The 23,444-nt window shown below is 61.2% G+C and carries 26 protein-coding genes; 16 read left to right on the top strand and 10 right to left on the bottom strand.

The annotated features are described in order from the left end of the window. The first annotated feature begins 117 nt into the window (after positions 1-117). Entirely contained in the window at positions 118-1,110 is a 993-nt protein-coding gene (cysK, locus tag J2X24_RS01905; protein ID WP_209715754.1) for a cysteine synthase A, read from the top strand. 336 nt (positions 1,111-1,446) lie between these two features. Here the strand turns inward: cysK and J2X24_RS01900 are convergent, their stop codons facing one another. Continuing rightward, complete coding sequence (locus J2X24_RS01900) at positions 1,447-1,956, bottom strand: DUF6438 domain-containing protein (protein WP_209715751.1); 510 nt, start codon at positions 1,954-1,956, stop codon at positions 1,447-1,449. 137 nt (positions 1,957-2,093) lie between these two features. Between J2X24_RS01900 and J2X24_RS01895 the strand changes: the two genes are divergently transcribed. The 3 genes from J2X24_RS01895 (at position 2,094) to mopJ (ending at position 4,838) form a co-directional block, all read left to right on the top strand. Then, complete coding sequence (locus J2X24_RS01895) at positions 2,094-3,368, top strand: DUF2336 domain-containing protein (RefSeq protein WP_209716446.1); 1,275 nt, start codon at positions 2,094-2,096, stop codon at positions 3,366-3,368. A 317-nt stretch (positions 3,369-3,685) separates the two neighbouring features. Further along, on the top strand, positions 3,686-4,114 hold the full coding sequence (locus J2X24_RS01890) for a Ros/MucR family transcriptional regulator (protein WP_209715747.1): 429 nt from the start codon (positions 3,686-3,688) through the stop codon (positions 4,112-4,114). Between the two features lie 220 nt (positions 4,115-4,334). Then, positions 4,335-4,838 (top strand): motility/cell cycle regulatory protein MopJ, encoded by a 504-nt coding sequence (gene mopJ / locus J2X24_RS01885; protein WP_209715744.1) that lies wholly within the window; start codon positions 4,335-4,337, stop codon positions 4,836-4,838. Positions 4,839-4,910: 72 nt separating this feature from the next. Here mopJ and J2X24_RS01880 read toward each other — a convergent pair whose 3' ends face one another. The 5 genes from J2X24_RS01880 to J2X24_RS01860 all read right to left on the bottom strand — a co-directional run bounded on the left by J2X24_RS01880 (position 4,911) and on the right by J2X24_RS01860 (position 8,109). Further along, complete coding sequence (locus J2X24_RS01880; RefSeq protein ID WP_209715741.1) at positions 4,911-5,213, bottom strand: hypothetical protein; 303 nt, start codon at positions 5,211-5,213, stop codon at positions 4,911-4,913. 481 nt (positions 5,214-5,694) lie between these two features. Further along, positions 5,695-6,321 carry a hypothetical protein gene (locus J2X24_RS01875; protein WP_209715738.1) on the bottom strand — a complete coding sequence of 209 codons (627 nt, stop codon included), beginning with the start codon at positions 6,319-6,321 and terminating at the stop codon, positions 5,695-5,697. 310 nt (positions 6,322-6,631) lie between these two features. Beyond that, entirely contained in the window at positions 6,632-7,045 is a 414-nt protein-coding gene (locus tag J2X24_RS01870) for a SufE family protein (RefSeq protein WP_209715735.1), read from the bottom strand. A gap of 51 nt (positions 7,046-7,096) precedes the next feature. Next, positions 7,097-7,864, bottom strand: coding sequence for a sensor histidine kinase (locus J2X24_RS01865; RefSeq protein ID WP_209715732.1), 768 nt, complete (start codon positions 7,862-7,864; stop codon positions 7,097-7,099). 62 nt (positions 7,865-7,926) lie between these two features. After that, positions 7,927-8,109: a hypothetical protein gene (locus J2X24_RS01860; RefSeq protein WP_209715729.1), complete on the bottom strand. Its 183-nt coding sequence runs from the start codon at positions 8,107-8,109 to the stop codon at positions 7,927-7,929. Positions 8,110-8,319: 210 nt separating this feature from the next. Here J2X24_RS01860 and J2X24_RS01855 point away from each other — a divergent pair, with 210 nt between their 5' ends. Then, positions 8,320-10,575 (top strand): alpha/beta hydrolase family protein, encoded by a 2,256-nt coding sequence (locus J2X24_RS01855; protein WP_209715727.1) that lies wholly within the window; start codon positions 8,320-8,322, stop codon positions 10,573-10,575. 285 nt (positions 10,576-10,860) lie between these two features. Here J2X24_RS01855 and J2X24_RS01850 read toward each other — a convergent pair whose 3' ends face one another. Then, on the bottom strand, positions 10,861-11,334 hold the full coding sequence (locus J2X24_RS01850; RefSeq protein WP_209715724.1) for a hypothetical protein: 474 nt from the start codon (positions 11,332-11,334) through the stop codon (positions 10,861-10,863). Positions 11,335-11,524: 190 nt separating this feature from the next. Between J2X24_RS01850 and J2X24_RS01845 the strand changes: the two genes are divergently transcribed. Beyond that, entirely contained in the window at positions 11,525-11,845 is a 321-nt protein-coding gene (locus J2X24_RS01845; protein WP_209715722.1) for a hypothetical protein, read from the top strand. On the opposite strand, the gene J2X24_RS01840 is transcribed toward J2X24_RS01845, so the two are convergent. Next, positions 11,842-12,000 (bottom strand): hypothetical protein, encoded by a 159-nt coding sequence (locus J2X24_RS01840; protein ID WP_209715719.1) that lies wholly within the window; start codon positions 11,998-12,000, stop codon positions 11,842-11,844. The genes J2X24_RS01845 and J2X24_RS01840 overlap by 4 nt on opposite strands. A 192-nt stretch (positions 12,001-12,192) precedes the next feature. On the opposite strand from J2X24_RS01840, the gene J2X24_RS01835 reads away from it, so the two are divergent. Continuing rightward, positions 12,193-13,797, top strand: a complete 1,605-nt coding sequence (locus tag J2X24_RS01835; protein WP_209716443.1) for a peptide chain release factor 3 — start codon at positions 12,193-12,195, stop codon at positions 13,795-13,797. Positions 13,798-13,856: 59 nt separating this feature from the next. Beyond that, a complete protein-coding gene (locus tag J2X24_RS01830; protein WP_209715716.1) occupies positions 13,857-15,068 on the top strand; it encodes a glycosyl hydrolase 53 family protein in 1,212 nt (403 codons plus the stop codon). 117 nt (positions 15,069-15,185) lie between these two features. On the opposite strand, the gene J2X24_RS01825 is transcribed toward J2X24_RS01830, so the two are convergent. Both J2X24_RS01825 and J2X24_RS01820 read right to left on the bottom strand, forming a co-directional pair. Continuing rightward, positions 15,186-15,611 (bottom strand): MAPEG family protein, encoded by a 426-nt coding sequence (locus J2X24_RS01825; RefSeq protein WP_209715714.1) that lies wholly within the window; start codon positions 15,609-15,611, stop codon positions 15,186-15,188. Positions 15,612-15,615: 4 nt separating this feature from the next. Beyond that, positions 15,616-15,930 (bottom strand): DUF8200 family protein, encoded by a 315-nt coding sequence (locus J2X24_RS01820; protein WP_209715709.1) that lies wholly within the window; start codon positions 15,928-15,930, stop codon positions 15,616-15,618. Positions 15,931-16,109: 179 nt separating this feature from the next. On the opposite strand from J2X24_RS01820, the gene J2X24_RS01815 reads away from it, so the two are divergent. From J2X24_RS01815 to J2X24_RS01780, 8 genes are all read left to right on the top strand, one after another. Continuing rightward, complete coding sequence (locus J2X24_RS01815) at positions 16,110-16,724, top strand: TetR/AcrR family transcriptional regulator (protein ID WP_209715707.1); 615 nt, start codon at positions 16,110-16,112, stop codon at positions 16,722-16,724. Between the two features lie 309 nt (positions 16,725-17,033). Continuing rightward, entirely contained in the window at positions 17,034-17,618 is a 585-nt protein-coding gene (locus J2X24_RS01810; RefSeq protein ID WP_209715705.1) for a TerD family protein, read from the top strand. Positions 17,619-17,669: 51 nt separating this feature from the next. Further along, positions 17,670-18,830, top strand: coding sequence for a TerD family protein (locus tag J2X24_RS01805; protein ID WP_209715703.1), 1,161 nt, complete (start codon positions 17,670-17,672; stop codon positions 18,828-18,830). Positions 18,831-18,851: 21 nt separating this feature from the next. Continuing rightward, complete coding sequence (locus tag J2X24_RS01800) at positions 18,852-19,973, top strand: DUF475 domain-containing protein (protein ID WP_209715701.1); 1,122 nt, start codon at positions 18,852-18,854, stop codon at positions 19,971-19,973. An 83-nt stretch (positions 19,974-20,056) separates the two neighbouring features. After that, positions 20,057-20,629, top strand: coding sequence for a TerD family protein (locus J2X24_RS01795; protein ID WP_209715699.1), 573 nt, complete (start codon positions 20,057-20,059; stop codon positions 20,627-20,629). Between the two features lie 120 nt (positions 20,630-20,749). Further along, on the top strand, positions 20,750-21,331 hold the full coding sequence (locus tag J2X24_RS01790; RefSeq protein ID WP_209715696.1) for a TerD family protein: 582 nt from the start codon (positions 20,750-20,752) through the stop codon (positions 21,329-21,331). After that, on the top strand, positions 21,331-22,335 hold the full coding sequence (locus J2X24_RS01785; RefSeq protein WP_245344360.1) for an ATP-grasp domain-containing protein: 1,005 nt from the start codon (positions 21,331-21,333) through the stop codon (positions 22,333-22,335). The genes J2X24_RS01790 and J2X24_RS01785 overlap by 1 nt, the downstream gene beginning before the upstream one ends. 9 nt (positions 22,336-22,344) lie before the next feature. Next, positions 22,345-23,439, top strand: coding sequence for a S1C family serine protease (locus J2X24_RS01780; protein WP_245344359.1), 1,095 nt, complete (start codon positions 22,345-22,347; stop codon positions 23,437-23,439). The last annotated feature ends 5 nt before the right edge of the window (positions 23,440-23,444 follow it).

Below are 23,444 nucleotides of genomic sequence, written 5' to 3'. Positions count from 1 at the left end.
TCTCTTAAAATGTTCTTAACGAGGGATTAACAAAAGCGCACGGGCGCACGCTTTCCCTTGTCGCGTAAGGCATCTGCCTCTTCACTATTTTTAACGTTTCTTCAAGGAGCACGCCCCATGGCCTCTTCCGACGACCCAAAGCCGTCCGCCACCACCCGCTTTGCCCGCAAGGGCCGCGGCAGGGTCTTTGATTCGATCCTGGACACCATGGGCGACACACCGCTGATCCGCCTGCCGCGCCTGTCGGCCGAGTACAACGCCAAGGGTACGGTCCTGGCCAAGCTCGAATTCTTCAACCCGATGGCCTCGGTCAAGGACCGGATCGGCATCTCGATGATCGAGGCGCTGGAAGCCTCGGGCAAGCTTAAGCCGGGCGGAACCATCATCGAGCCGACCTCGGGCAATACCGGCATCGCGCTGGCCTTCGTCGCCGCCGCTAAGGGCTACAATATCGTCCTGGTCATGCCGGAATCGATGTCGATCGAACGCCGCAAGATGCTGGTCCTGCTGGGCGCCAAGCTGGAACTGACGCCGGCCGAAAAGGGTATGCGCGGCGCCGTCAACCGCGCCCAGGAACTGATCAATGAAACACCCGGCGCCGTCATGCCGCAGCAGTTCGAAAATGAAGCCAACCCCTACATCCATGAAATCTCGACCGCCGAGGAAATCTGGAACGATACTGACGGCGCCGTTGATGCGGTCGTATCGGGCGTCGGCACCGGTGGTTCGATCACCGGCATCGGCCATGTGCTGAAAAAGAAGAAGGCGTCGGTGAAGATGATCGCCATCGAACCGGAAGCCTCGCCCATCCTGTCGGGTGGTGAGCCCGGCCCGCACAAGATCCAGGGCATTGGCGCGGGCTTTGTGCCGGGCATCCTCGACCGCGGCATCATCGATGGCGTCGAAACCGTGTCGAACGACGCGGCCTTCGCCATGGCCCGCAAGGCCGCGCGCACCGAAGGCCTGCCGGTCGGCATCTCGTCCGGCGCGGCGCTGGAAGTCGCCTTCCGCCTGGCCGGCCGCGACGAATATGCCGGCAAGACGATCGTGGCGATCATCCCGTCGTTCGCGGAGCGTTACCTCTCCACCGCCCTCTTCGACGGTCTTTGACATCCAAATCCGTGGTCGATAAGTGCGTTGGCGTCGCTAGGCTGTATAAAAATACAGCCGTCGCTCGCCGCCTGCTTCTCGACTCACGGCTTCGGCGTCAAAGCAACGTCACGATGAATTAAGACTCCCTGACGCATCAGGGGGCCTTTTGTCAAAGCGACGCTTCTATAAATCTATTCCTCCCTACTTGTGGGGAGCGGACGAGCCCCTCGCTCCGTACGGTTTTTTAAACCTCGGGGACCTCGGGGTCTCGTCCGCGACCACACTATCGCGCATTTCCATGAGACAAGGGGGACCATCTGCGGAGCAGATGGTGGTGGGGGCCTCTTCTTTACTCTAACCCCGTCCGACGCCGGGGCGGGTCGTTTGCTTGGCCCAGTCAGCGATACCGAGTTTGGCGGGCAGGGCTTCCATAGTCTTGTTGAGCTGGTCGTTCTTTGTCGAACGGCAGCCGCGGTCGTGCTGCAGGACGGTTTCGGTACCGTCGGCCGCCGTCCAGACGATGCGGTAATGCTGCTGGTCGCTCATGCGCGACTCGCACTCCGTGTCCGCCGTTGTGCCGGTGGCCGGGCGGTAGGCGGCAAGCGCGTCGGAAACCGTCCGGTAGGCCTGCGCGCCGCCGTCTTTTCCCTGTTTGCCGAGCGTTGCCGTGTGGCGTTCGCCTTCGAAGGTGATGTGTCCATCCGGCATTACCGAGACGTTGTAGACCGGACAGAAGCCGAAGCATGGCCCGACCGAATAGCTGATGGTTTCCGCATCCGCCCCCGGTGTATCGGCGGGCATCATGGCGCAGGCGCTTAGGGCTGTGGTCAGTGCCAGGGCGGCGATAAGAGATAAGACTTTCATGGTGTGCTCCTGCGGCGGTAGTCCGCTACTCTGGCACCGAAATATGTCAGGGATTGAGCGCCACGGGAAGATATGCACAGTTTTGCCGCGCGATTGCCTATACAAATACTTAACGCATCCCCGGCATCATGCCCGCCATGCTCAATGCCAGTTCGCTCCCCGAAGAATCGATCGATTCCGTGCCCGCCGGCGAAGGCGCTGGCGTCGACCTGTTCGACGACCTGGCCGTGATCCCGCCGTCGGCGCCCTCGCGCCAGGTGCTGATGCGCCGGCTGGCGGACGTCGTGTGCCTGCCCGAAAGCCGCATCAACGCGTTTGAGCGCGCCGTCACCGCCGACCTGCTGGTCGAAATGCTGCGCGAGTCCGACGTGGCCGAACGCGCCCGCGTCGCCAAACGCCTGAGCATTCTGGCCGAACTGCCGAACTCCCTGGTCCGCCTGCTGCTGGTCGACGAGGCCGACGTCGCCCGTCCCCTGATCGAGGACGGCGAAGCGCTCAGCGACGCCGACCTGAACTATTGCGCCCGTCACGGCAAGTTCGCCCACCGCCAGATGCTGGCCGCGCGCAAGGGCCTGTCAAGCCTCTTGTCCGAGGTCCTGGTCGAGGGCGAAGAGATTCCGGTAATCGAGACCCTGCTGAAGAACGGCAAGGCGACCTTGTCGCAGCAAGCGCTCGAGACCATCGTCGCCATGAGCCAGAACGAGCCCTCGCTTATTCCGCTGCTTATGCGCCGTCCCGAACTGCGGCCGTCGTCGGCCTATGTGCTGTTCTGGTGGAGCCCGGCGGAGGTGCGCAAGGTCATCCTCAGCCGCTTCGGCGTCAACCGTGAAATCATGCAGGACATGGCGTCGGACGTCTTCGCCATGGCGGCCAAGGAAAAGTGGCAGGACGCCATGTCGCGCAAGGCGCTTCAATTCATCGAGCGCCGCCAGCGCAACCGCGAGGCGCTGAAGAAGTCGCCGTACGAGTCCCTCGAGGCCGCCATCGCCGACGCCGCTAAGAGCGGCATGACGCGCAAGATGGCCGAGGAAATCGCCTATATGTCGGGCATCAAGCCGTCGACCGGCGCCAAGATACTCCGCGACGCCGGCGGCGAAGGCCTGGCGGTGCTGTGCAAGGCGACCGGCCTGTCACGCAAGGCGTTGAAAGCTCTGTGGAAGGCGCTGCGCCGCCCCTTGCGGACCGCCGAAGGGCATATCCATCCGCAACTGGCCGAAGTCCTGATCGTCTACGACATGCTGGCCGTCGACCGGGCACAGACTGTATTGCGCTACTGGAACTGGTCGCTGTCCTCGGCCCTGACCCATGTCATGCTGAAATCGCTGGCCCGGGGTGAAGATATGGATCTCGACGGTCTGTCCGTACCGCAACGCGCCGCCATGCTGGCCTTCGCCCAAGACCTGAAGTCCTGACGAATACAGTATTCTAACAGGTATTCTTCGCTTCAGCGTTGCGGGCCGCTTTGCTGAAATCACAGGGCGATCGCACCATCTCCTTTGCCATTGATTTGCCAGAATCACTAAATTGCTGCTGGTATGCAGTCTTGCCGGCGTCTGTACAAGCAGAGTCCATGATTCTCTTGTAAGATGCATTGGCGCAACATCTCTTTACCCGCTTTTCAAGTAAAATATGTCCCAATATGGGTCCGTTCGTTTTTTTTAATATTCATGCTTGAATAATTCGCGAGCTTGCATTAGCTAAAGCGCAGGTTTTACAAGGGACAAGTATAATGGAAAACAAGACTGATGCGCTGGATATGACAGCAGACATCGTTTCGGCTTTCGTTGGCAACAACTCGCTACCGGCTGCTGAACTGCCGTCGCTGATCCAAAGCGTCTATCAGGCGCTGAATTCGATTTCGACCGGTGAAGAAACCAAGGTCGAAGCGCCGAAGGAACCGGCTGTCTCGGTTAAGAAGTCCATTTCCAACGACTATATTGTCTGCCTGGAAGATGGCCGCAAGTTCAAGTCTCTGAAGCGCCACCTGCGCACCAAGTACGGCATGAGCCCGGAAGACTATCGCGCCAAGTGGAACCTGCCGAAGGACTATCCGATGGTTGCCCCGAACTACGCCAAGGCGCGTTCGGACCTGGCCAAGCAGATGGGCCTGGGCCAGGGTGGCCGCACCGTTACCCGCAAGAGCCGCGCCAAGGCCTGATCTGGGCCTTATCCGGTCAAAGCAAAACAAAAATAGAACAAAGGCTCTCATCTTGCGGTGCGAGCCTTTTTTCTGTGGCTTTTTTATGATGGCAAGCTGGCGTTAACTCTTTTTTGCTTGCCAAGGAATCGCCTGTTAAGGGAAGGTGAAAAACAGGTGATTCGCTGGAAACTACAAAAACATCTGTTTTGTTTACTCAGGGCCGTAGTACACTTTCCTCATGTCTGGTTTAGCGTCCGAAATGTTGGCAGCCTTGCGCTCCCATGAGGAGATCTTTCGGTACTGGAAAGGTTTGCGTCGCCGTGGCCGGCTGCCGTCGCGGGCGGATATCGACCCAGGCGCCCTGAAACGCCGCCTTTCGACCATCTCGCTGATCGATGTCCTCGATCCCAATCCTGACAGCGAAGCCTCGTGTTTTCGCCAGCGTCTGGCCGGTACGGAACTGTTCGACGCCTATGGCCAGGAAATCACCGGTAAGACGATCAACAAAATCTATACAGCATCCGAAGCGCAATACTGGGCCGAACATCTGACCTTTGTCGTCGACCAGAAGAAACCCAATGTCGGCCTGCATTCGATGGCCTGGCGGGGCGCCAAGGGCCTGAGCCTGTTCTGGCTGCGCCTGCCCTTGGCCAGCGATGGGGTCACGGTTGACATGATCCTCGGCCACGATGCGTTGATTGGTAAGCTCGACATCGCGCAGACCGGGATCAAGAGCGCCTGATCTCCTTGACTTGAAAGTAACGAAAAAGGCGCGGACCGCAATCCGCGCCTTTCTATATTCAAGTTAAAACGATTACTGAGCCGGAGCCGGGGTGGGTTCCGAAACCACGGGCTGGTTTTCGGTGGGCGCCGGCGCCGGTTGCGGATTGGTTGTGACCGTGTCCGCGGCGTCGCGGGTGGCCTCGCCGACCTGGGCCGGGACTCTTTCGACCGTCGAGCTGAAGCGTTCGACCGTGGTGTTGGAGGTATTGGTGCTGGTGCCGGACGATAGGTAGATGGCGGCCGCGACGGCGATGGCGGCGATGATCAGGATCGCCAGGATGATGATGCCGGTATTGTTGCCGCTCTGGCTTGGGGTCTCGTATTGCGTGGCCATTGGCTTTCTCCTCAAAGGACGCGTCAACGGGTGACGGGAAAACCCTAGCGCAAGCCGTGCAAAATGGCGGTGCCGGAGATGCATTGCCGACCTAAGAATGGCGTCAATGTCTTGGCGATCGGTATGATTTTAAGTGGAAACATCATACCGATCTAAGTTTTGGTTTTGTCGCGATATTTAAGGCGAAAACCCCAAAAAACGCATCTTGGCACTTCTCGCCAGATCGCTCTAAGGGCAGTATTTATGGGTTTCAGCGCACAAGAAAGGCGGCCTTGATGGCCGCCTCAGGCTGCTGACAAAGTCTGTGGACAATTTTCATGCGGTATATTGCCACCTGATTCACGGAACGTCTCGGAATCAAGCGGTGAACATATCGGAATCAAATTGTGGCAATTGGCCCTTCTCAAAAAAGATAGGGGGTTTGTCAGTAGCCTGAGGCGGCCTTGATGGCCGCCTTTCGCAATTGCTCGTATCCCATCCTTTACATGCTGACGGTATCATCCTGTCGCACGATGACCACATTGCCGTCGTCCTCGATGATCCGGCCAGGCAGTGTGCCTTCGTCTTCAAGGACATAGCGCGGCTCCGGAGCCGACTGTTCTTCGGCGTGGACCATGGCTTCGGCGGCGGCGACGTCGACTGCAATGGCTTCGGCGATGGCGGCGGTCTGCGCCGATTGGGCCGAAGGATAGGTGTCGAGATGGGCAGCCAGTTCGGCGGCCTCCGCGCCGGTAATTTCGGCTTCGACCTTTTCGACGGCCGTGGACGTGTTCCGGACCGTGAAGACAGGCTGATTGGCGTAGACCGGCGGCGTCAGCACAGCCAGGCGACCATGGGTCACGCCGCTTTTACGGGCGGCGTTTTCCTGCCATTGCAGGCCAGTATATTCCGTAATCGGGCCAACCGCGTCGCCCGGATCGACAATCGGCAGGCTGCCGAGCCGATTGACAATGATGGCGCCGCTGGCGACCGACAGGGTGACGGCGGCGATCAGGCTGGTGAACAATGGGCCGGGCTTGCGCCGGCGTTCGAACGGGCGATAGGCCTCGGCTTCGTACTTGCTGTGATATTCTCTTCCCCCGAAATCCGCGTGGCTGGCGTAGGACATGTCGGTACTCATCTTCGTGCGTGTTTGATCCGGCCTGGGCTATTCCCTCAAAGGTCTGCCGGTTGCTGAAGATGAGATTAAATCGTCGGCAGTAAGGCGTCAGTCCGGGAGACGCCGATACAGGTGGCTTTGCCGTTAAGGTTGACGCTTAAGGATTGGGGCGACATTGCGGCAGGATTAACCGGTTGCCGACCGATTATTATCGCGTCTTCCCGTCGTGTGCCGTCTTCCTGACTGCATGCTTATTTATCGCGAACGAAACCGGCGTTTTGGTTCACTATACGGTCGCCGGCATGCCATAAAAACTCCATCAGGCGCGGCTGGCCTGTTTCAACCGCTCGACCATGGAAATGAGGCCATTGGTCCGCTGTGACGACAGGGCCTCGTCGAGACCAAGTCTGTGAAGCGTGTCACGGATCGAGAATTCCTGAATTTCCGTAATGGGAAGGCCGTCGAGCAGCCGGACCAGGACGGCGATCAGCCCCTTGACGATAAAGGCGTCGGATTCACCACGAAAACGCAGGATTCCTTCCGGCGCCGGGTCCATGACCAGCCAGACTTGCGAAGCGCAGCCGAGCACGCGGGTTTCTTCCGTTTTTTCGGATGCGTCCAGCGGCGGCATATCCTTGCCGAGATCGATAATGTAGCGGTAGCGCTCTTCCCAGTCGTCGAACAGCTCGAACTCTTCGAGGAGGGCGTCAAGGCGGGTCTGGAATTCAGACATGAAGGCGTACACTCAAAAGCGGGACGGAGGGCGCCCCGTATATGCGTATCCTTACGCGGCCTTCAAGCGAAGAATGGCCCTGAGCGACTGACCCTCGAAGCTTTCCACTTCGAATGTGCCGCCCATGGCCTGAGCGTTCAGCCGGACGATGGCCCAGCCAAGACCCGCGCCCTGGCGGGTGCGGGCGGCGCTGGAGCTGCCCTGTTCGAACGGCGCCATCAGGCGGTCGATGTCGGCCGCCGGCGGCGCGTCGCCGCGATTGAAGACGGAGAGCTCGACCATGCCACCCCGGATCGCCGCATCCAGCTCGATGCTGTCGCCGGGCGCCGTGAAGTCCATGGCGTTATGCAGCAGCTGATCCAGGCACGAGGCGAGACCGCGCGGATCGAACCAGGCCTCGAGGTTTTCATCCAGCAGGCGGATATCGAGATGGACGCCGCGCGCCGATGCGACGCCGCGCACCTTGGCGACCGCGTCTTCGAAGGCGGCCAGCACGGCGTTTGGCTGCGGCTTGAGGTCGCCGCCGCCTTCAAGGCGGACGATTTCGATGAAGCTGTTGAACAGGGCCAGCAGCTTCTTGCCGCTGTCCTGGATAATGCCGGCATATTCGACATAGTTCGGCGACCCCAGCGGGCCGTAAAGCTGCTGATGCAGGATTTCCGAAAAACCGATGATCGAATTCAGCGGCGTGCGCAGTTCGTGGCTGACCATGCGCAGGAAGGCACGGCGCGCGGCATTGTCGTCGCCATTGGCGGCGGTAGCGGGCTGCCAGGGCGCAACAGTGTCGCGTGCCTGGGACGTCTGCGGAGCAGTGGCCATGTGCCTGAACTCTGAAACAAGAGGCGCAGAGCCTCGTAAGTCTCCAATGTAACAGACGCGGCTTAAGCTTCAGTTACCCGTCCGCCTTCGGCCTGTTCGAGGGCTTCGGCCAGGGTCAGAAGGCGCGCCCACAGACCGATAACCTCGCCGGCCGGCAGGCCGTGGGCCTGGCGAAAATCGATGACCTTTTCGAGCGTCGCGGCCTGGAGCCTGACCTTGAAGGCCCTGTCCTTGCTGTTCGTCATCCTTTGCCTCCTGTCGTGTGACGGAAGCTTAGGGACGCGCACGGTGAATGGCATGAGGCCGGTCTGAGGCCCTGCTGAAAAGTTTCGCCGACGCTGGCGGACGCGTCGCGTTCGGACTTCAGCCGGTGCTGGCCCTCCACGGCCGGATTGCCAAGTCCTCCCGGCTATGTTTCATTGATTAAAACAAAACGCATAAGTTGGGGGAAGATCATGAGACACATTCGTGGTTTGCTGACGGTAGCCTTCGCCTTGATGGCGGTGCCCGTCATGGCGCATGCCCAGAACGACGGGCCGGTCGTCATCAAGGGCGCGAAACGCGTCAGGCCGGCGCCGGACGCGCCGCTGCCGGCGCTCGACATGTTCGTGAAGGCGGCGCGGATGGAGCGCGTCGCCCTGTCGGCCGATGGTAGCCAGGTCGCCTTCACCACCCACGTCGACGGCAGCCATCTGTTGGCGCTTTATGATGTCGCCACCGGCAACAAGCGCGCGATCAAACTCAAAGATGAACCGCTGTCGTCCATCCGCTTTGTCGACAACGACCATCTGATGATCGCGCACACCCACACGGGCCTGCGCAGCACTTGCGCCAATGGCACCAATCAGCAGGCGCAGAACGGCTTCAACTCGATGGTCCAGCGCCCCAATGTCGATTTCAAGAGTCCGAATGCGGGGCCGGGCTCGGGCGTGGCCGCGGTCGAAGCAGCCCTGGCCTTTTCGGCGCTCAGCCGCCTCAAGTCGCCGAGCTGCGTGAACTACGGCGTGACCGCGACCAGCGCCATTATCGTCGTCGACCTCAAGACGGAAACAGCCACCCAGATCGGCTTCGGCCTGAGCGAATATCATCACGCGGCCCTGAACATCCCCGTGACGGTGACCGCGAATGGCAAGCCGGAACTGGTCGGCGGATTTCTGGAGCTGCGCGGCCAGTCGATGAAGGACCAGCCGACGCAACGCGCCTATCTTTGGCGGGTCGATCCTGCCACGGGCGCCGGCCGGATGGTCGACGACGGTGGCGGCGATCTTGACCGCGAGTTCCGCTTTCCTGATGATTGGCTGATCGGTCCGGACGGCGGCATCCTGGCGCGTACCGTCTATCAGTACGACACCCAGACCTTCTCGATTCAGGTACGGGATGGCCAGGAGAAGAAGGGCAAGACGAAATGGAAGCCTGTCCTGTCGCGCAAGGTCGCGCACAATCTTGACGCTTTCGCGCCGCAGATGGCGGGTCTCGGCCGCGATGGTCAGTCGATCCTGATCATCGACCGCGATGCCGCCGGCATCTATCGTTATTATGAATTGTCGCCGGATGGCGCCCTGTCCGAGGCGCTTAATCCAGGCGACGCCACGACCGACCGGCCGATCTTCCATCCGCAGACCCGTCGGCTGGCGGGCTTCGTCAGCCAGCAGGAGAGCCCGGCCTATACCTTCTTCGACGCCGGCCTGGCCAAGGTCTATGCCGCCGCGCGCGACGCCGCGCCCGGGCAGGCGGTCCGCGTCGTGGCCATGGCCGACGATCCGCGTAAGCTGATCATCTCGACGCATGGCGATGTCGAGGCCGGCAACTACTACTATCTCAACCTGACCGACGGCAGCTTCATCGATCTTGGCAACGACCACGCCGCCGTGCCGCCCGAATGGGTCGCGCGCCAGTCCGTGGTCAGCTACAAGAGTCGCGACGGGCTCGACATCCAGGCCGTACTGACCTTGCCGTCCAAGCCGCAGGACGAGAACCTGCCGGTGGTCGTCCTGCCGCACGACGGGCCGTACGGTCACGATCGGCTGGAATTCAACTGGCTGGCCCAGTCGATCGCCTCGCGCGGTTTCGCCGTGCTGCAGCCGAACTATCGCGGGTCGAACAATGCCGGTCCGGCCTTTACCGCCGCCGGCGACGGGCAGTGGAGCGGCAAGATGCTCGACGACATGGCGGACGGGGTCCGCTACCTCGCGGACGAAAGCATTGGTGACGCCAAACGCGCCTGTATCGTCGGCCAGGGCTATGGCGGCTATGCCGCACTGGCCGGTGCGGTGGCGGGCAACGGCACTTACCGCTGCGCCGTGTCGATTGGCGGCATTGCAGACGTTCCGGCATACAAGGAATGGTTCATGCAGAACCAGCCGCGCATTAATCCGGACGACTTCGGTGGCCTGGAGCCCGACCCGGCCTGGCCGCGCGCCTTCAAGGCGGCGAGCAATTCCGGTGACCGGCTGAAGCGCCAGCTTGGCGCGGGTGACCCGGCGGCCATGTCGCCGGTCGCGAAGGCGGAGCAGGCGGTGCCGACCCTGGTGCTGCATCCCGAAGCCGACAAGGACGTGCCGCCGCAACAAAGCCGTTTCATGCGCGACGCCGGCAAGGGGCGGATCCAGTACCTGCAGATGACGGATTGCGATCACGGCCTGAAGACCGAAACCTGTCGTCTTCAGGCCGCGCAGGCCGTCACCGACTTCCTGGTGAAGTACAATCCGTAAGCATTTCCGGAAAGGTGTGAAGCGGTTTTCGAATTAGGAAACGGGACAAAATAAAGAGGTTGCCGCAATCGCGCTCACGATATGGTCTTTCATTGTAACGGAAGTTGAAAGCGAAACGAGTCGAAAACCTTTGAAATTTGCTGCGGCGCACCATATAGTGAGGGTGTTCGGCGCTTTTGCGCTGATTGCCCTTCCTGGGCGTTTCCTCCCTGTAAACTTTTAGCCGCGCTGTTTAGCGCGGCTTTTTTTTGCCTTAGGCAGGGAAACCGAAAAGAAAACGTCGACCTAGATGACGTAGGCGACGTCGTCCGACAGATGCAGATCGGCGCGGGTACCGGTCACCGACCAGGCATTGTTCTCTTCCTTTGGCGCTGCCTGGTCCTGGGAGGAGATCCAGCGGACGGCGCTGTGAAAATCGGAAAAGTGGCAAATGGCGCGGCTGGGAACGGCAGGAGATACGGATGGGGTGCGCGTCCGGTCGAGAGGGTTGCAACTGACGACCGCCAGCTTGGAGCGCGGCGTGCCCGGAGGTACCATGGCGTGCCAGCGGCGGCCCATTTCTTCGATATAGTCTTCGGAAATCTGGCCGTCGAAACGGCGGAAATCCATGATCCGGTTATAGGTCCACGGTTTGTCGATGCGGCCATAGGCCTCGAACAGTCGGTCGACAAATTCCGCACTGGGCATAAGGCCGATCACGCGGACCGTCAGCACGCGCCGTTCGTGATCAACGAAGACTTTAAAGCGATAGGGTTCCATGTGCCCGTGCTGAAGACCTTAGATGTGTACCGCAATTAAGAGGGCGTTATCTCACAACGCCATTAAGGCCCTCCTAAAGCACAAGGTAAACGCGAGGCGTTCGCACTTTTATCCCCGTCTTTCCCGCGGTGACCTGTTAACCGCATCGTCCTTTTATGATCGACCTGAGAATAATGACACCCGAGTCCGGATGGACGACCTTGCCGGCGGCCGGGCGAGAAGCGCCGGTGGCAGCCTGAATCTTTTCCACAAATCATCGGAGGGTGTCATGGCGCACACCGGTATCGACCAGCGGGCAGCGGACATCGTGCACCGGCTGAGGGAGGGGGAACTGGCCCTGGAGGACGCGCGGGCGCAACTGCGGCGGGAACTGGTGCCGGACGCCACCCCTGTCGCCGAGGCCCTTTCGGACAATGCCCTGGCGGCTGTCTGCGCGCACAATATCACCGAAGGCGAGGCCGTGGAGGATATCGTCACTGCCGCGGCGCTGTGCGACATCGACCAGCTTTAGCCTGGCCGCCCGGGGCGCGGCGCCGACTCGGCTTTTGCCGGCGGGGAGGGCAATGGCCTTGGCAGCGCACCGCGCAGGGGCGCACCGTACCACGCCAGAGGCGCGGGTTTGAGCGCCGCATAGCTGTCGTGCGGTTCAATAATGGACACGCTCATCACCGATTATCTCTCGTTCGGTTAAGGTTAATGGGCATGGTGGATTTTCACGAATGAAATTCGCGGGCATTGGGTTTTACGATGCCACGGTCTTCGGTTAACGCAAGTCACACCCCCGTGTGCCGGACCAAAAACCGGTGCATATCGTTCTAGCCTTTGACATTTGGCGTGCCAAAGCTTACCTCCGCCGCCATGTCAAAGACCCCCGCCACCGAAGCGCCGCGCCGCAGAACCTTCGCCATCATCTCCCACCCGGACGCCGGTAAGACGACGTTGACCGAGCACCTGTTGCTGGCCGGCGGATCGATCCGCGCCGCCGGACAGGTGCGGGCGCGCGGCGAAAACCGCCGCACGCGCTCGGACTGGATGAAGATCGAACGCGAACGCGGCATCTCGGTGTCGTCCTCGGTCATGACGTTCGAATATGGCGACCTGCTGTTCAACCTGCTGGATACGCCGGGCCACGAAGACTTTTCGGAAGACACCTATCGCACCCTGACCGCCGCCGACGCCGCCGTCATGGTGCTCGACGCCGCCAAGGGCATCGAGCCGCAGACGCTGAAATTGTTCGAAGTCTGCCGCCTGCGCGACATCCCCATCCTGACTTTCATCAACAAGTTCGATCGCGAAGCCGAAGACCCGATGGCCCTGCTGGACGAGGTGGCGGCCAAGCTGCAGCTCGATCCGTCGCCGCTCTACTGGCCGGCGGGCTCGGGCAACCGCTTCCGCGGCATGGTTGAGCTGAAGAGCGGCCTCTTCTATCCCTTCACCAAGCGCGAGTCGGGCGCCGAATACGACCAGGGTCACGAAGACCCGGCGCCGCTGGCCGAAGCTGTGTCAAAAGGCTGGCTTAGCCAGGATGAACTGGATGAGTTGAGCGAGACCGCCGAGCTGATCGAAGGCGGCTTCAAGGGCTTTGACAAGGAGTCCTTCCTGGAAGGCCATATGACGCCGGTCATCTTCGGCTCGGCCCTGCGTCACTACGGCGTGAATCAACTGTTGAGCGCGCTTGGCGCCTATGCGCCGCCGCCTAAGAAGGTCAAGGCGGAAAAGGCCGGCGCCGGCATGCAGGTCGACCCTGCCGACAAGGAAGTTACCGGCTTTATCTTCAAGGTCCAGGCCAATATGGACCCGAACCATCGCGACCGCATCGCCATGCTGAAACTGACGTCGGGCAAGTTCGAACGCGGCATGAAGCTGAAGGTCCAGAACACCGGCAAGCAGTTGTCGGTCAATGCGCCGATCATGTTCTTCGCCTCGGACCGCGAACTGGCCGAGGAAGCCTTTGGCGGCGACGTCATCGGCATTCCGAACCACGGCGTCCTGCGGGTTGGTGACAGCCTGTCGGAAAGCGGAACGGTTCGTTTCCAGGGCCTGCCGAACTTCGCGCCGGAAATCCTGCAGCGCGTGCGCGTCAAGGATCCGCTCAAGGCCAAGCACCTGAAGAAGGCGCTGGAATCGCTGGCCGAAGAGGGCGTGACCCAGCTGTTTCGCCCCGCGATTGGTGCCGACTTTATCGTCGGCGCGGTAGGTCAGCTCCAGTTCGAGGTCATGGCCGACCGCCTGGCCAACGAATATGGCCTGGAATGTATCTTCGAGCCGTCGCCCTTTTCCGAAGCGCGCTGGCTGGCTGGCGATCCGGCCAAGATCGAGGACTTCGCCGGCAAGTACCGCTCGGCCATGGGCACGGATCTCGATGAGGCGCCGGTTTTCCTCGGCAAGTCGGCATGGGAAATCAACTATGTGGCCGAGCGCTTCCCGGATGTGACGTTCCAGAGGACCAAGGAGCGGGGCTGATCGAAAGCGCCGTCGGATTTCGTTCGCTTGGCCGTTCGACCTGAAAAAGGGAGAACAACATGGAACTGAACCGGCGCGCATTCGGATTGGGACTGGCGACTGCCGCCGTGGCGGGGACGGCGTCGGCTGCGGACACCGCCGCTCGGCCGTGGCCCTACCTGATTGGCGCCGATGTGTCGTGGATTCCGCAGGACGAAGCCATAGGTGCCGTCTATTTCGAAAGCGGCGTACAGAAAGATCCTCTGCTGATCCTGAAGGATGCCGGCTTCAACGCCATCAAGCTGCGCCTGTTCGTCAATCCTGAGCTTGGCTATTCCAAATCCGCGCCCGAGAAGAAGTGGTGCGGGCTGGAGCAGACGATTGCGTTCGCCAAACGCATCAAGGCGGCAGGGTTTCACCTCAGCCTCACTTTTCACTACTCCGACACCTGGGCAGATCCGGAGCATCAAAACAAGCCTGCCGCGTGGGCGAATCTGGCCTTTCCGGCGCTGGTCGACGCAGTTCACAAACACACGGCCGATAGCCTAAAAGCCATGAAGATGGCCGGATGCGCGCCAGACCTGGTGCTGATCGGCAATGAGACGACATTTGGGACGCTGTGGCCGGACGCGCGTGTCGCCCTGACGATTCCGACGGGCAATCCGGTGACCGACGGAAACCACATGAAGGTCAGCGGCATTGGCGGCTATGACAACTTCGCCGCCGTGTTGAAGGCGGGGCTGGCAGGCGTCCACGATGTCCTGCCTGGCGCGAAGACGGCGCTACATAACCACCTTGGGCGCCATTGGGGAATCGTCCAGGCGTGGACGGATAACCTCCTGAAACGCGATGTCCGTTTCGATGCGCTGGGCTTTTCCTGTTACCAACAGGCGGCGGAGGGTGATTGGGAGCGGACCTTCGGCAACTTCACCAAATCGTATCCACAGTTGGGCTTCTTCGTGGCGGAATATTCCAGCCGCAAAAGGTACGTGAACGATCTGGTTCATGATCAGCCGCACGGCTGGGGCAGCTGGATCTGGGAGCCGACCCGCCATCAGGAAGCGGTGTTCGATAAGGATGGAAAATCCGCAGGGGAGGGGCCGCGGCCGAACCTCTTGTCGCAAGGTATCAATACGGCCGAAGCGCCGGGTTCGACGCCTGCGCCTGCCGCGCCGCCGAAACGGCGAAGTCCGGCAGGACGATATGATGCGAATAGTTTGTTGGATGCCTATCGCATCATGGCGAAAGATTACGACTTAGTCCCCTCTCCCCGCTTGCGGGGAGAGGGTTAGGGGGAGGGGCGGTGGTCGAAGCGACAAGTTGAGTTGGTGGCGCGTGGAAATACTGTGGCCCCTCATCCGGTCCTTCGGACCACCTTCTCCCCGCAGGCGGGGAGAAGGAAAGACCGACTATCCCAGCAGCCCGAACCCCGCCCGCACAATCATCGTGCCCAGCGCCACCCAGGACAGCACAAAGATCGCAAAGCGCAGCATGACGACATTAACCGTCGCATGGATGACCGAGTGGACGTATCGCAGTCCGACATAGGCCCAGGCGCTCCACAGGTGCACCACATCCGCCTGGCCCAGCGCAACGATGACAATCGCCACCGCATAGAAGACCGTCGGCGCCTCGGCCAGATGGTTGTAATTGTCCGCCACATTGCGCGCCCAGGCCGGCAGGCTTTCGCGGCCGCCGGGCCTGGCCAGTTTGTTCGCGCTCATCTTCATGGCGATCATGGCCGGAATGCGCGTCGCATAGAGCGCAACGCTCATGATCAGGTGCAGGAAGGCCAGCGCGATGACGCTGGCCAGTATTCCCGTTGCCGGCGTCAAGGCCTTACGCCTTTGCTTTGGTGTTGCACACGGCCAGTTGGGCTTCGTCCAGGGTGCGGCCGCGCCAGTTGAAGCTGGTCACCGCGCCCGTCACCGCCACCACGCGCTTGCAGCTTCTGAGCGCCGGCATGTCGTCAACGAAGCCCGAGCGGCACGACGTGCCGTCACAGCTCCAGCGGGCGCCATCGATAATAAATTCGTTTTGCGCGGCCGGTTGCTGTAACGTCAACTCAGCCGACTCCGTGCGGGCAGTGGCTGTCAGCGGCGCAAACGCAACGGCAGCGGCAAGCGCCAGCGCGGCAAGGCGGGAAATGGTCATTGGATCACCCTCATTTTTGTTGCTCGTGCAATTCAACCGAAAACCGTACGATAGAGATACGGACACTTTTCGGATTGCACGAGTATTTTGTACCAACGAGTACAAAATAAATGCAGGACGGGGGTGCGTGTCAAGAAATTTTGTGCAATATGGTACAAAAAGAAGAAAGTGATGTGACAATGCCAGCGTCTGCTGCCCCGAAACTGCGTGGCCGGCCCAAGGCCTACGACCGCGACGCGGCGTTGAAGGCCATGCGTCAGGTGTTCTGGACCAAGGGGTTTTCTGCCACCTCGCTGGACGACATGAGCGCGGCGACCGGCATGAACCGCCCCAGCCTTTATGCGGCGTTCGGCGACAAGACCGAAGCCTTCCGCGCTGTGCTCAAGGACTATATCGACGATGCGCGCCCGTTATACCTTGCGGCGTTCCGGACGCCGGCGCCGTTGCGCGAAAGCCTGATGAAGGTCTATGAGACGTCGATCGCCATCTATCACAATCCGCAGGCGCAAGGCATGGGCTGCTTTATGATTGGTGCGGCCCTGACGGACGTGAAGCGCGACCCGGAGGTCGGCGAGATGATCTTAAGCGCGCTCAAGGACATGGAGGCGGGCTTTATCCGCCGGTTCGAAAAGGCGAAGGAGGCGGGGGAGTTGCCGGCCGACGCCGATGTCAAGGCGCTGGCACGGATCGCTTCGTCGGGCCACAATACCATCTCGGTGCGCATGCGCGCCGGCGAAAGTGTCGATGATATCCGCCAGTACCTGACTCAGATGGTCGACGTCATGGTGCGTTGAGCCGGAACTATAGTCAAAAAGTGTGTGGCGGTTTTTGACGAGATATCGCGACAAAGCAAAAAAGCCTCCGAGCTTTGCAATTAAAAGTATTTTGTCGACAAAGCCCGGCTTGTATTCAGCTTGTCCGCCCGCATATTTTATGATTACAGTCCGCGCCGGGGGCGTGCCCGCATCTCAATTTTGATCGGGTTTCGATAAAGGCATCAATTGGTTAAGGGAAAAGTAACCATAAAATCCCTGGCCGGATTCCGGGTGGAAATGCGCCTCGCAGACTCTTAAGAGCTGTCTTGCTGCCATGAAAGGATGAGTATGAGTATTTCTCTGCAAAAAAACGCGTCGGTGAGCCTCAAGAAGGCGGGCGGCGAGGGACTTACCAATATCACCCTGGGGGTCGGCTGGGACGTGGCGTCCGGCGGCATTCTGGGCGGCCTGTTCGGCGGCGGTGGCAACAGCATCGATCTCGACGCCTCGTGCATCGCTTTCGACGGCAACCGCCAGGTCGTGGACACAGTCTGGTTCCAGCAACTGCTGAGCCGCGACGGCTCGATCCGCCACAGCGGCGACAACCTGACCGGCGAGGGCGACGGCGACGATGAAACCATCGCCATCGACCTGACCCGCCTGCCGTCGAACATCGAGACCCTGGTCTTTACCGTCAACAGCTTCCGTGGCCAAACCTTCGACAAGGTCAAGAACGCCTTTTCGCGCGTCGTCGACAGCCGCGCCCGCAAGGAATTGGCGCGGTATGACATTTCCGAGAGCGGCCCGCACACCGGCGTGGTTCTGGCCATCGTCAAGCGCGACGGCGGCGAGTGGACCTTCAAGGCGATCGGTGAGCGCACGACCGCCCGGACGGTGAAGGACATCACCACCCTGGCGTCCCAACTGATCTGATTACCAGGGGAGGGCGCTTCAAGGCCCCTCCCTCAGACCACAGGATAATGCATGCAATTGCAGCAAGGCGAGAAGCGCAGCCTGGCCGATTTCGGGCTGGGCGCGCGGTGTAAGGTCAAGGTCGATTTCGGTCTCGATGGCGCGGATATCGCCGCCTTCGGCCTCAACAAGGACCGCAAGATCGGCGACGACCGCTATGTCGTGCTGTTCTCCAATACGCGGTCGCCCGAAGGCGCGATTACGCTTTCGCCCTCGGCCGGTTCGGCGGTGTTTGAGCTGGAGCTCGACAGGCTGCCTGACAGCATCGACCGGATTGTGTTTACGGCGACCCACGACAGCCGCCCGATCGGCGATTCAAAGCCTCTGCTGGTCACGCTCGGCGACAACCTGGCGACTTTCGACGTCGCCAAATCCCTGAGCAACGAAAAGGCCGTCATGCTGGCTGAGGTCTATCGCCACAGCTCGGGCTGGCGCATCGGCACGATTGCCGCCGGGTTCGCCGGCGGGCTGGCCAGCCTGATCGGACATTTCGGCGGCGAAGTCGAAGCGGCGCCGGCGGCGGCTCCAGCACCTCCGCCGCCTCCGGCACCGCCAGCGTCCGCGCCGATCAGCCTGAAAAAGGTGACGCTGGAGAAGAGCAGCCCGCGCGTCAGCCTGCAAAAAGGGGCGGCCGGTTTCGGCGAGATCGTACTCAATCTCAACTGGAGCCGCCAGGAACAGAAGGCCGGGCTTTTTGGCGGCGGTGGCAAGAATATCGACCTCGACCTTGGCGTCCTGTTCGAACTGGAAGACGGCTACAAGGGCTGCATCCAGGCGCTGGGCGGCAATTTCGGATCGTTTGACCACGAGCCCTTTATCCAGCTGTCAGGCGATGACCGGACGGGCGCGGTTTCGACCGGTGAAACCATTCGCGTCAACGGCCGCCACTTCGACAAGATCCGCCGCATCGGCGTCTTCGCGCTGATCTATGACGGCGTGCCGAACTGGCAGCAGACCGACGGCGTCGTCCGCATCACCATGCCGGGCCAGCCGGAAATCGAGGTCCGTCTCGAAGAAGGCCGCAACAATACGCGGCTGTGCGGCATCGCCGTCATCAACAATGTGAATGGCAATATCCAGGTGGATCGCCATATCCAGTATTATCGCGACCAGAAGGGTTTTGCCGACGACATCGGCATCATCCTGCAGTGGGTTGCCGGCCGAAAGAACTAAGGGCGAAAGAACTAAACACGTATGAAAAACTTTTATGGATCGATCGTCTTCAGCGTCGTTTCGCTGATCCTGGCGGGCCTGCTGGGCTATTCCCAGGGCGGCGTCAGCGTGGCCATGCAACTGGTGTTCCTGGCCTGCGTCCTGGGCGTCATGGAAACCTCGCTCAGCCTCGACAACGCAGTGGTCAACGCCTCGATCCTCAAGGACATGGACCCGGTATGGCAACGCCGCTTCCTGACCTGGGGCATTATCATCGCCGTCTTTGGCATGCGGATCATCTTCCCAATCCTGATCGTGTCGATCTCGGCCATGGTGACGCCGTGGGAAGCCACGCGCATAGCCATCATGGACCATGCGCGTTACGAGGCCATCGTCACCTCAGCCCATATCGGCATTTCGGGCTTCGGCGGCGCGTTCCTGATGCTGGTCGGGCTCAACTTCTTCTTCGATGACGACCGCGAACATCACTGGCTGGGCTTCATCGAACGCCCGCTGGCGGCGCTGTCGAAAATCCCGTTCGCGGCCTATATCGTCACGGCGCTTCTGATCGGCGGCCTGTCCTTCCTGCTGCAGGGCGAAGAACAAAAGACCTTCCTGATCGCCGGTCTGTCAGGCGTTGCGACCTTCTGGGCGGTCCAGGCGTTCGGTGACTGGATCGGCGGTGAAAAGGATGCCACGGGCACTGTGGTGCGCACCGGCGCCGGCGCCTTTATCTACCTCGAATTCCTCGACGCCTCCTTCTCGTTCGATGGCGTTATCGGGGCATTCGCCATCACCAACGACATCATCCTGATCGCCCTGGGTCTTGGTATCGGCGCCATGTTCGTGCGCTCGATGACCATCGCGCTTGTGCGCGGCGGCCACCTGGCCGAGTTCCGCTTCCTCGAGGCGGGCGCCTTCTACGCCATCATCGCACTGGCGACGATCATGCTGCTCAGCATCGAGCTACACATTCCGGAAGCCGTTACCGGCCTGATCGGCGCGATCATCATCGGTGTCTCGCTATGGGTGTCGATCGAGCACAAGAAGCGCTTTCCGGAGGAATATGCCGAGGACGGCGACGCCCAGGCCATCCTGCCGACGGGCGAAGTCATTACCCACCAGCATACCCGTCCGGTGGCCGAAGACGTCCGGAAAGACTGATATTTGCGTAAACAATGGGCTCCCATGGCGGAGGGTGCACCATCCCGATACGACCTCCGCCAAGATGAAAAGGAATATTCGATATGGCAATTTCGCTTTCCAAAGGTGGCAATGTCAGCCTGAGCAAGGAAGATCCTTCGCTCGATGAAATCATCGTCGGCCTGGGCTGGGACGTCCGCGCCACCGATGGCACCGACTTTGACCTGGACGCCTCCGCCTTCCTGCTGAAGGCCGACGGCAAGGTCCGCGCCGACAACGATTTCGTCTTCTATAACAACAAGGCCGTGCCGGGCGTCGAACACCTGGGCGACAACCGTACCGGCGCTGGCGAAGGCGATGACGAACAGGTCAAGGTGACGCTCAGCAAAGTGCCAGCCGACATCGACAAGGTCTCGATCGTCGTCACCATCCACGACGGTGAAGCCCGCCGCCAGAGCTTCGGCCAGGTCGCCAACGCCTTCATCCGTCTGGTCAACCAGAAGACCAATGTGGAGATTGTCCGCTATGATCTGTCGGAAGACGCTTCGGTCGAGACGGCAATGATCCTCGGCGAAGTCTACCGCCACAACACCGAATGGAAGTTCCGCGCCGTCGGACAGGGCTTTAAGGGTGGCCTCGGCCCGCTGGCCACCAACTTCGGTGTCAATGTCGGTTAACTGAGCGATATGGCGAAAGTGTAAGCGGTTTTCGCCAAAAATATCTCGGCAAAGCAAAAACTAGACTAGGAAGCGGCCGGCGCGTTCCGGCCGCTTCGATATCTCTCCAAGGATCGCATAATGGCAGTTTCTCTCGTCAAGGGCGGCAATGTTTCGCTGTCCAAGGAGGCCCCGGGCCTCACCTCCGTCACGGTTGGCCTCGGCTGGGATGTGCGCAAGACCGATGGCGCGGCCTTCGACCTCGACGCTTCGGCCTTTGTGGTCGATGAGGGCGGCAAGGTCCTGAGCGACGGCCACTTTGTGTTTTACAACAACAAGACCTCGCCCGACGGCGCCGTCATCTATGGCGGCGACAACCGGACGGGCGACGGCGCCGGTGACGACGAAACCATCAAGGTCGACTTCTCCAAGCTGCCGGCCAACGCCAGGAAGGTGACGGTTGCCGTCACCATCTACGAAGGCCAGCAGCGCAAGCAGAACTTCGGTTCGGTCCAGAACGCCTATGCCCGCGTGGTCAATCAGGCGGACGGCAAGGAACTGGCGCGCTACGACCTGTCGGAAGACAGCAGCACCAATGCCGCCATGGTCTTCGTCGAGCTGTATCGCGGCCCGCAAGGCGACATCAAGGTCAAGGCGATCGGCGAGGGCTGGGAAAGCGGCCTGTCCGGCCTGGCGTCCGCCATGGGCGTCAACCTGGCCTGATGATGCGTATCTGGTTCAATCGCGGGTTTTCCCTGGCCAGCATTTCTCAGGCCATGATGTCTGCGGAACCGGGGTTAGAAATCTATGCCAGTGTGGCCAAGGGCAAGCCGCAACATTCCGGCCCGGTGGAAACCTGGGTGGAACCGGAAACGGACCCTGTCGGCTATCTGCAATGGGTTCAGGACAAGGTGGCCGACAAGGCCATCGATGTCCTGATCCCGACCCACTACCGCAACACCCTGCGCGATGCGGCCCTGCCGTGCCGTGTCGAGTTTCCGGGCAGCCAGGACGTCCTGAAGCTGCTCGAGGACAAGTTCCGCTTTGCCGAGGACCTGCGCGCGGTCGAATTCCATTTGAATACCGAACTGGTGACGTCGAGCGCGCAGCTGGAAGCGGCGATTGCGACGTTCCCTGAACGCTTCGGCGACGGCGCCATTCCGTGCGTCAAGCCGCGCAACGGCGTCAATGGCTTCGGCTTCTGGAAGCTGATCCCTGACAGGCCGATGGCGCATCTCGAAAATCCGGATGCCCGCGAAATCAAGGCCGATCTCTACCTGGCGGCGCTGCGTCAGCAGGAGCAGACGAAGCCGTTTCGCGACATGGTGCTGATGGAATATCTGCCCGGCCCGGAGGTTTCATTTGACATCCTGGCCGATCACGGGCGCATGCTGCGTTATGCGGCGCGGACCAAGCTGGCGACCGGCAAGCAGCGTATCCAGACCGACCACCCTTTAAGCGCCTATGCCGGACAGCTGGTCGAACGCTATGCCCTGAACGGCGTGGTCAATGTCCAGTTCCGCAAGCATACGGACGGAAGCTGGAAGGTGCTTGAGATCAATGCACGCCCCGCCGGTGGTGTGGTATATGCCGAGGCGGTAGGCGCCGGTATCCTGGCCGGCTGGGCGGGACTGCTGACGAGACGCCTGAGCGCCGACGAAGTGGAGGGGACGATGATTGATACCGAGATCAGCTTTGAAACCGCCGTCCAGCGGCTGGCGTCCTGAGGCCATCCCATGTTGACGCCGTCACCCGGTCAGCGGCTCCAGGTCTCCAAAGACGGAGACTGGGCCGTCAGCATCCACGGCAGCGACGCCGATCGCGTCGTCGTTTGCGCTGTCGGCGGTGATGGCGTGATCATTCCTTTCAGCGAAGAGGGCGGCCGCCGCTGGGTGGCGCCGTCGCCGCTGATCCGCGACACGCCGCTGGAGGTCATCGCCTATATCACCGACGACCGCAGCGGCGGCTTCGTCAATGCCGCCTATCCGATCCATGTCGAGATTGCCGGACAGGTGCACAGCTTCCCCGAACCCGACGGGCAACTGGCGGCGGTCATCCTGGCGGAAATCTACGCCAAGGACGGCGTCTGGCGCGCCAAGGTCGCCAATGAGGGATTTACCTTCGGCATCGATGCCTATGCCCGCGCCCGCAACCTGAAAAACGCCGATTTCCCGTCACGCCCGCGCCGCGAAGGCGCCCCTTCGCGCCCGCCGCGCGGTGCGACCGCATCCGGCAGCGGCGTGCTGATCGCGCCGGGTCTGGTTGTCACCAATGCCCACGTCATCGAAGACGGCACGGCGCTGGAACTGGGCCGCAGTCGTAACAAATTGCGGCCCGTGGCCGCCGACCTGATCCACGACCTGGCCCTGCTCGAAGGCGAAGTTGAAGGCGAGCCCATGGCGCTGCGCCACGGTGCGCCCCTGTGGCTGGGCGAAAGCGTGCTCGCCGCCGGCTTTCCGCTGATGGATGTGCTGGGGGCGGACCTCAAGGTCACCACGGGCAATATTTCCGGCCTGACTGGCAGCAGCGGCGATGTTTCGCGCTTTCAGTTCACCGCGCCGATCGGCTCGGGCTCATCGGGCGGAGCGGTCATCGACGAGTTCGGCAACCTCGTTGGCATCGTCTCGGCGTCTCTGGCGCACGGCAATATGCGCGACCGGGGCTCGATCTCGGAAAACGTCAATTTTGCCATCCGCGCCGGCATGGTCTACGAGATGGTCGCGGCCGCGGGTTTCCCGATCCCGGAAGCCAAGCCTTCGCTGAATTGCGACCGCCGGGACGTTGTCCAGCGCCTGCGCAAGTCCGTCGTCAGCATTATCGTTCATTTCTAAGGTAG

Source organism: Asticcacaulis solisilvae, from assembly GCF_017875235.1.
Taxonomy (GTDB): domain Bacteria; phylum Pseudomonadota; class Alphaproteobacteria; order Caulobacterales; family Caulobacteraceae; genus Asticcacaulis; species Asticcacaulis solisilvae_A.
Note: the sequence above shows the minus strand (reverse complement) of the source record. Positions and strands in the feature narration are given on the sequence as shown.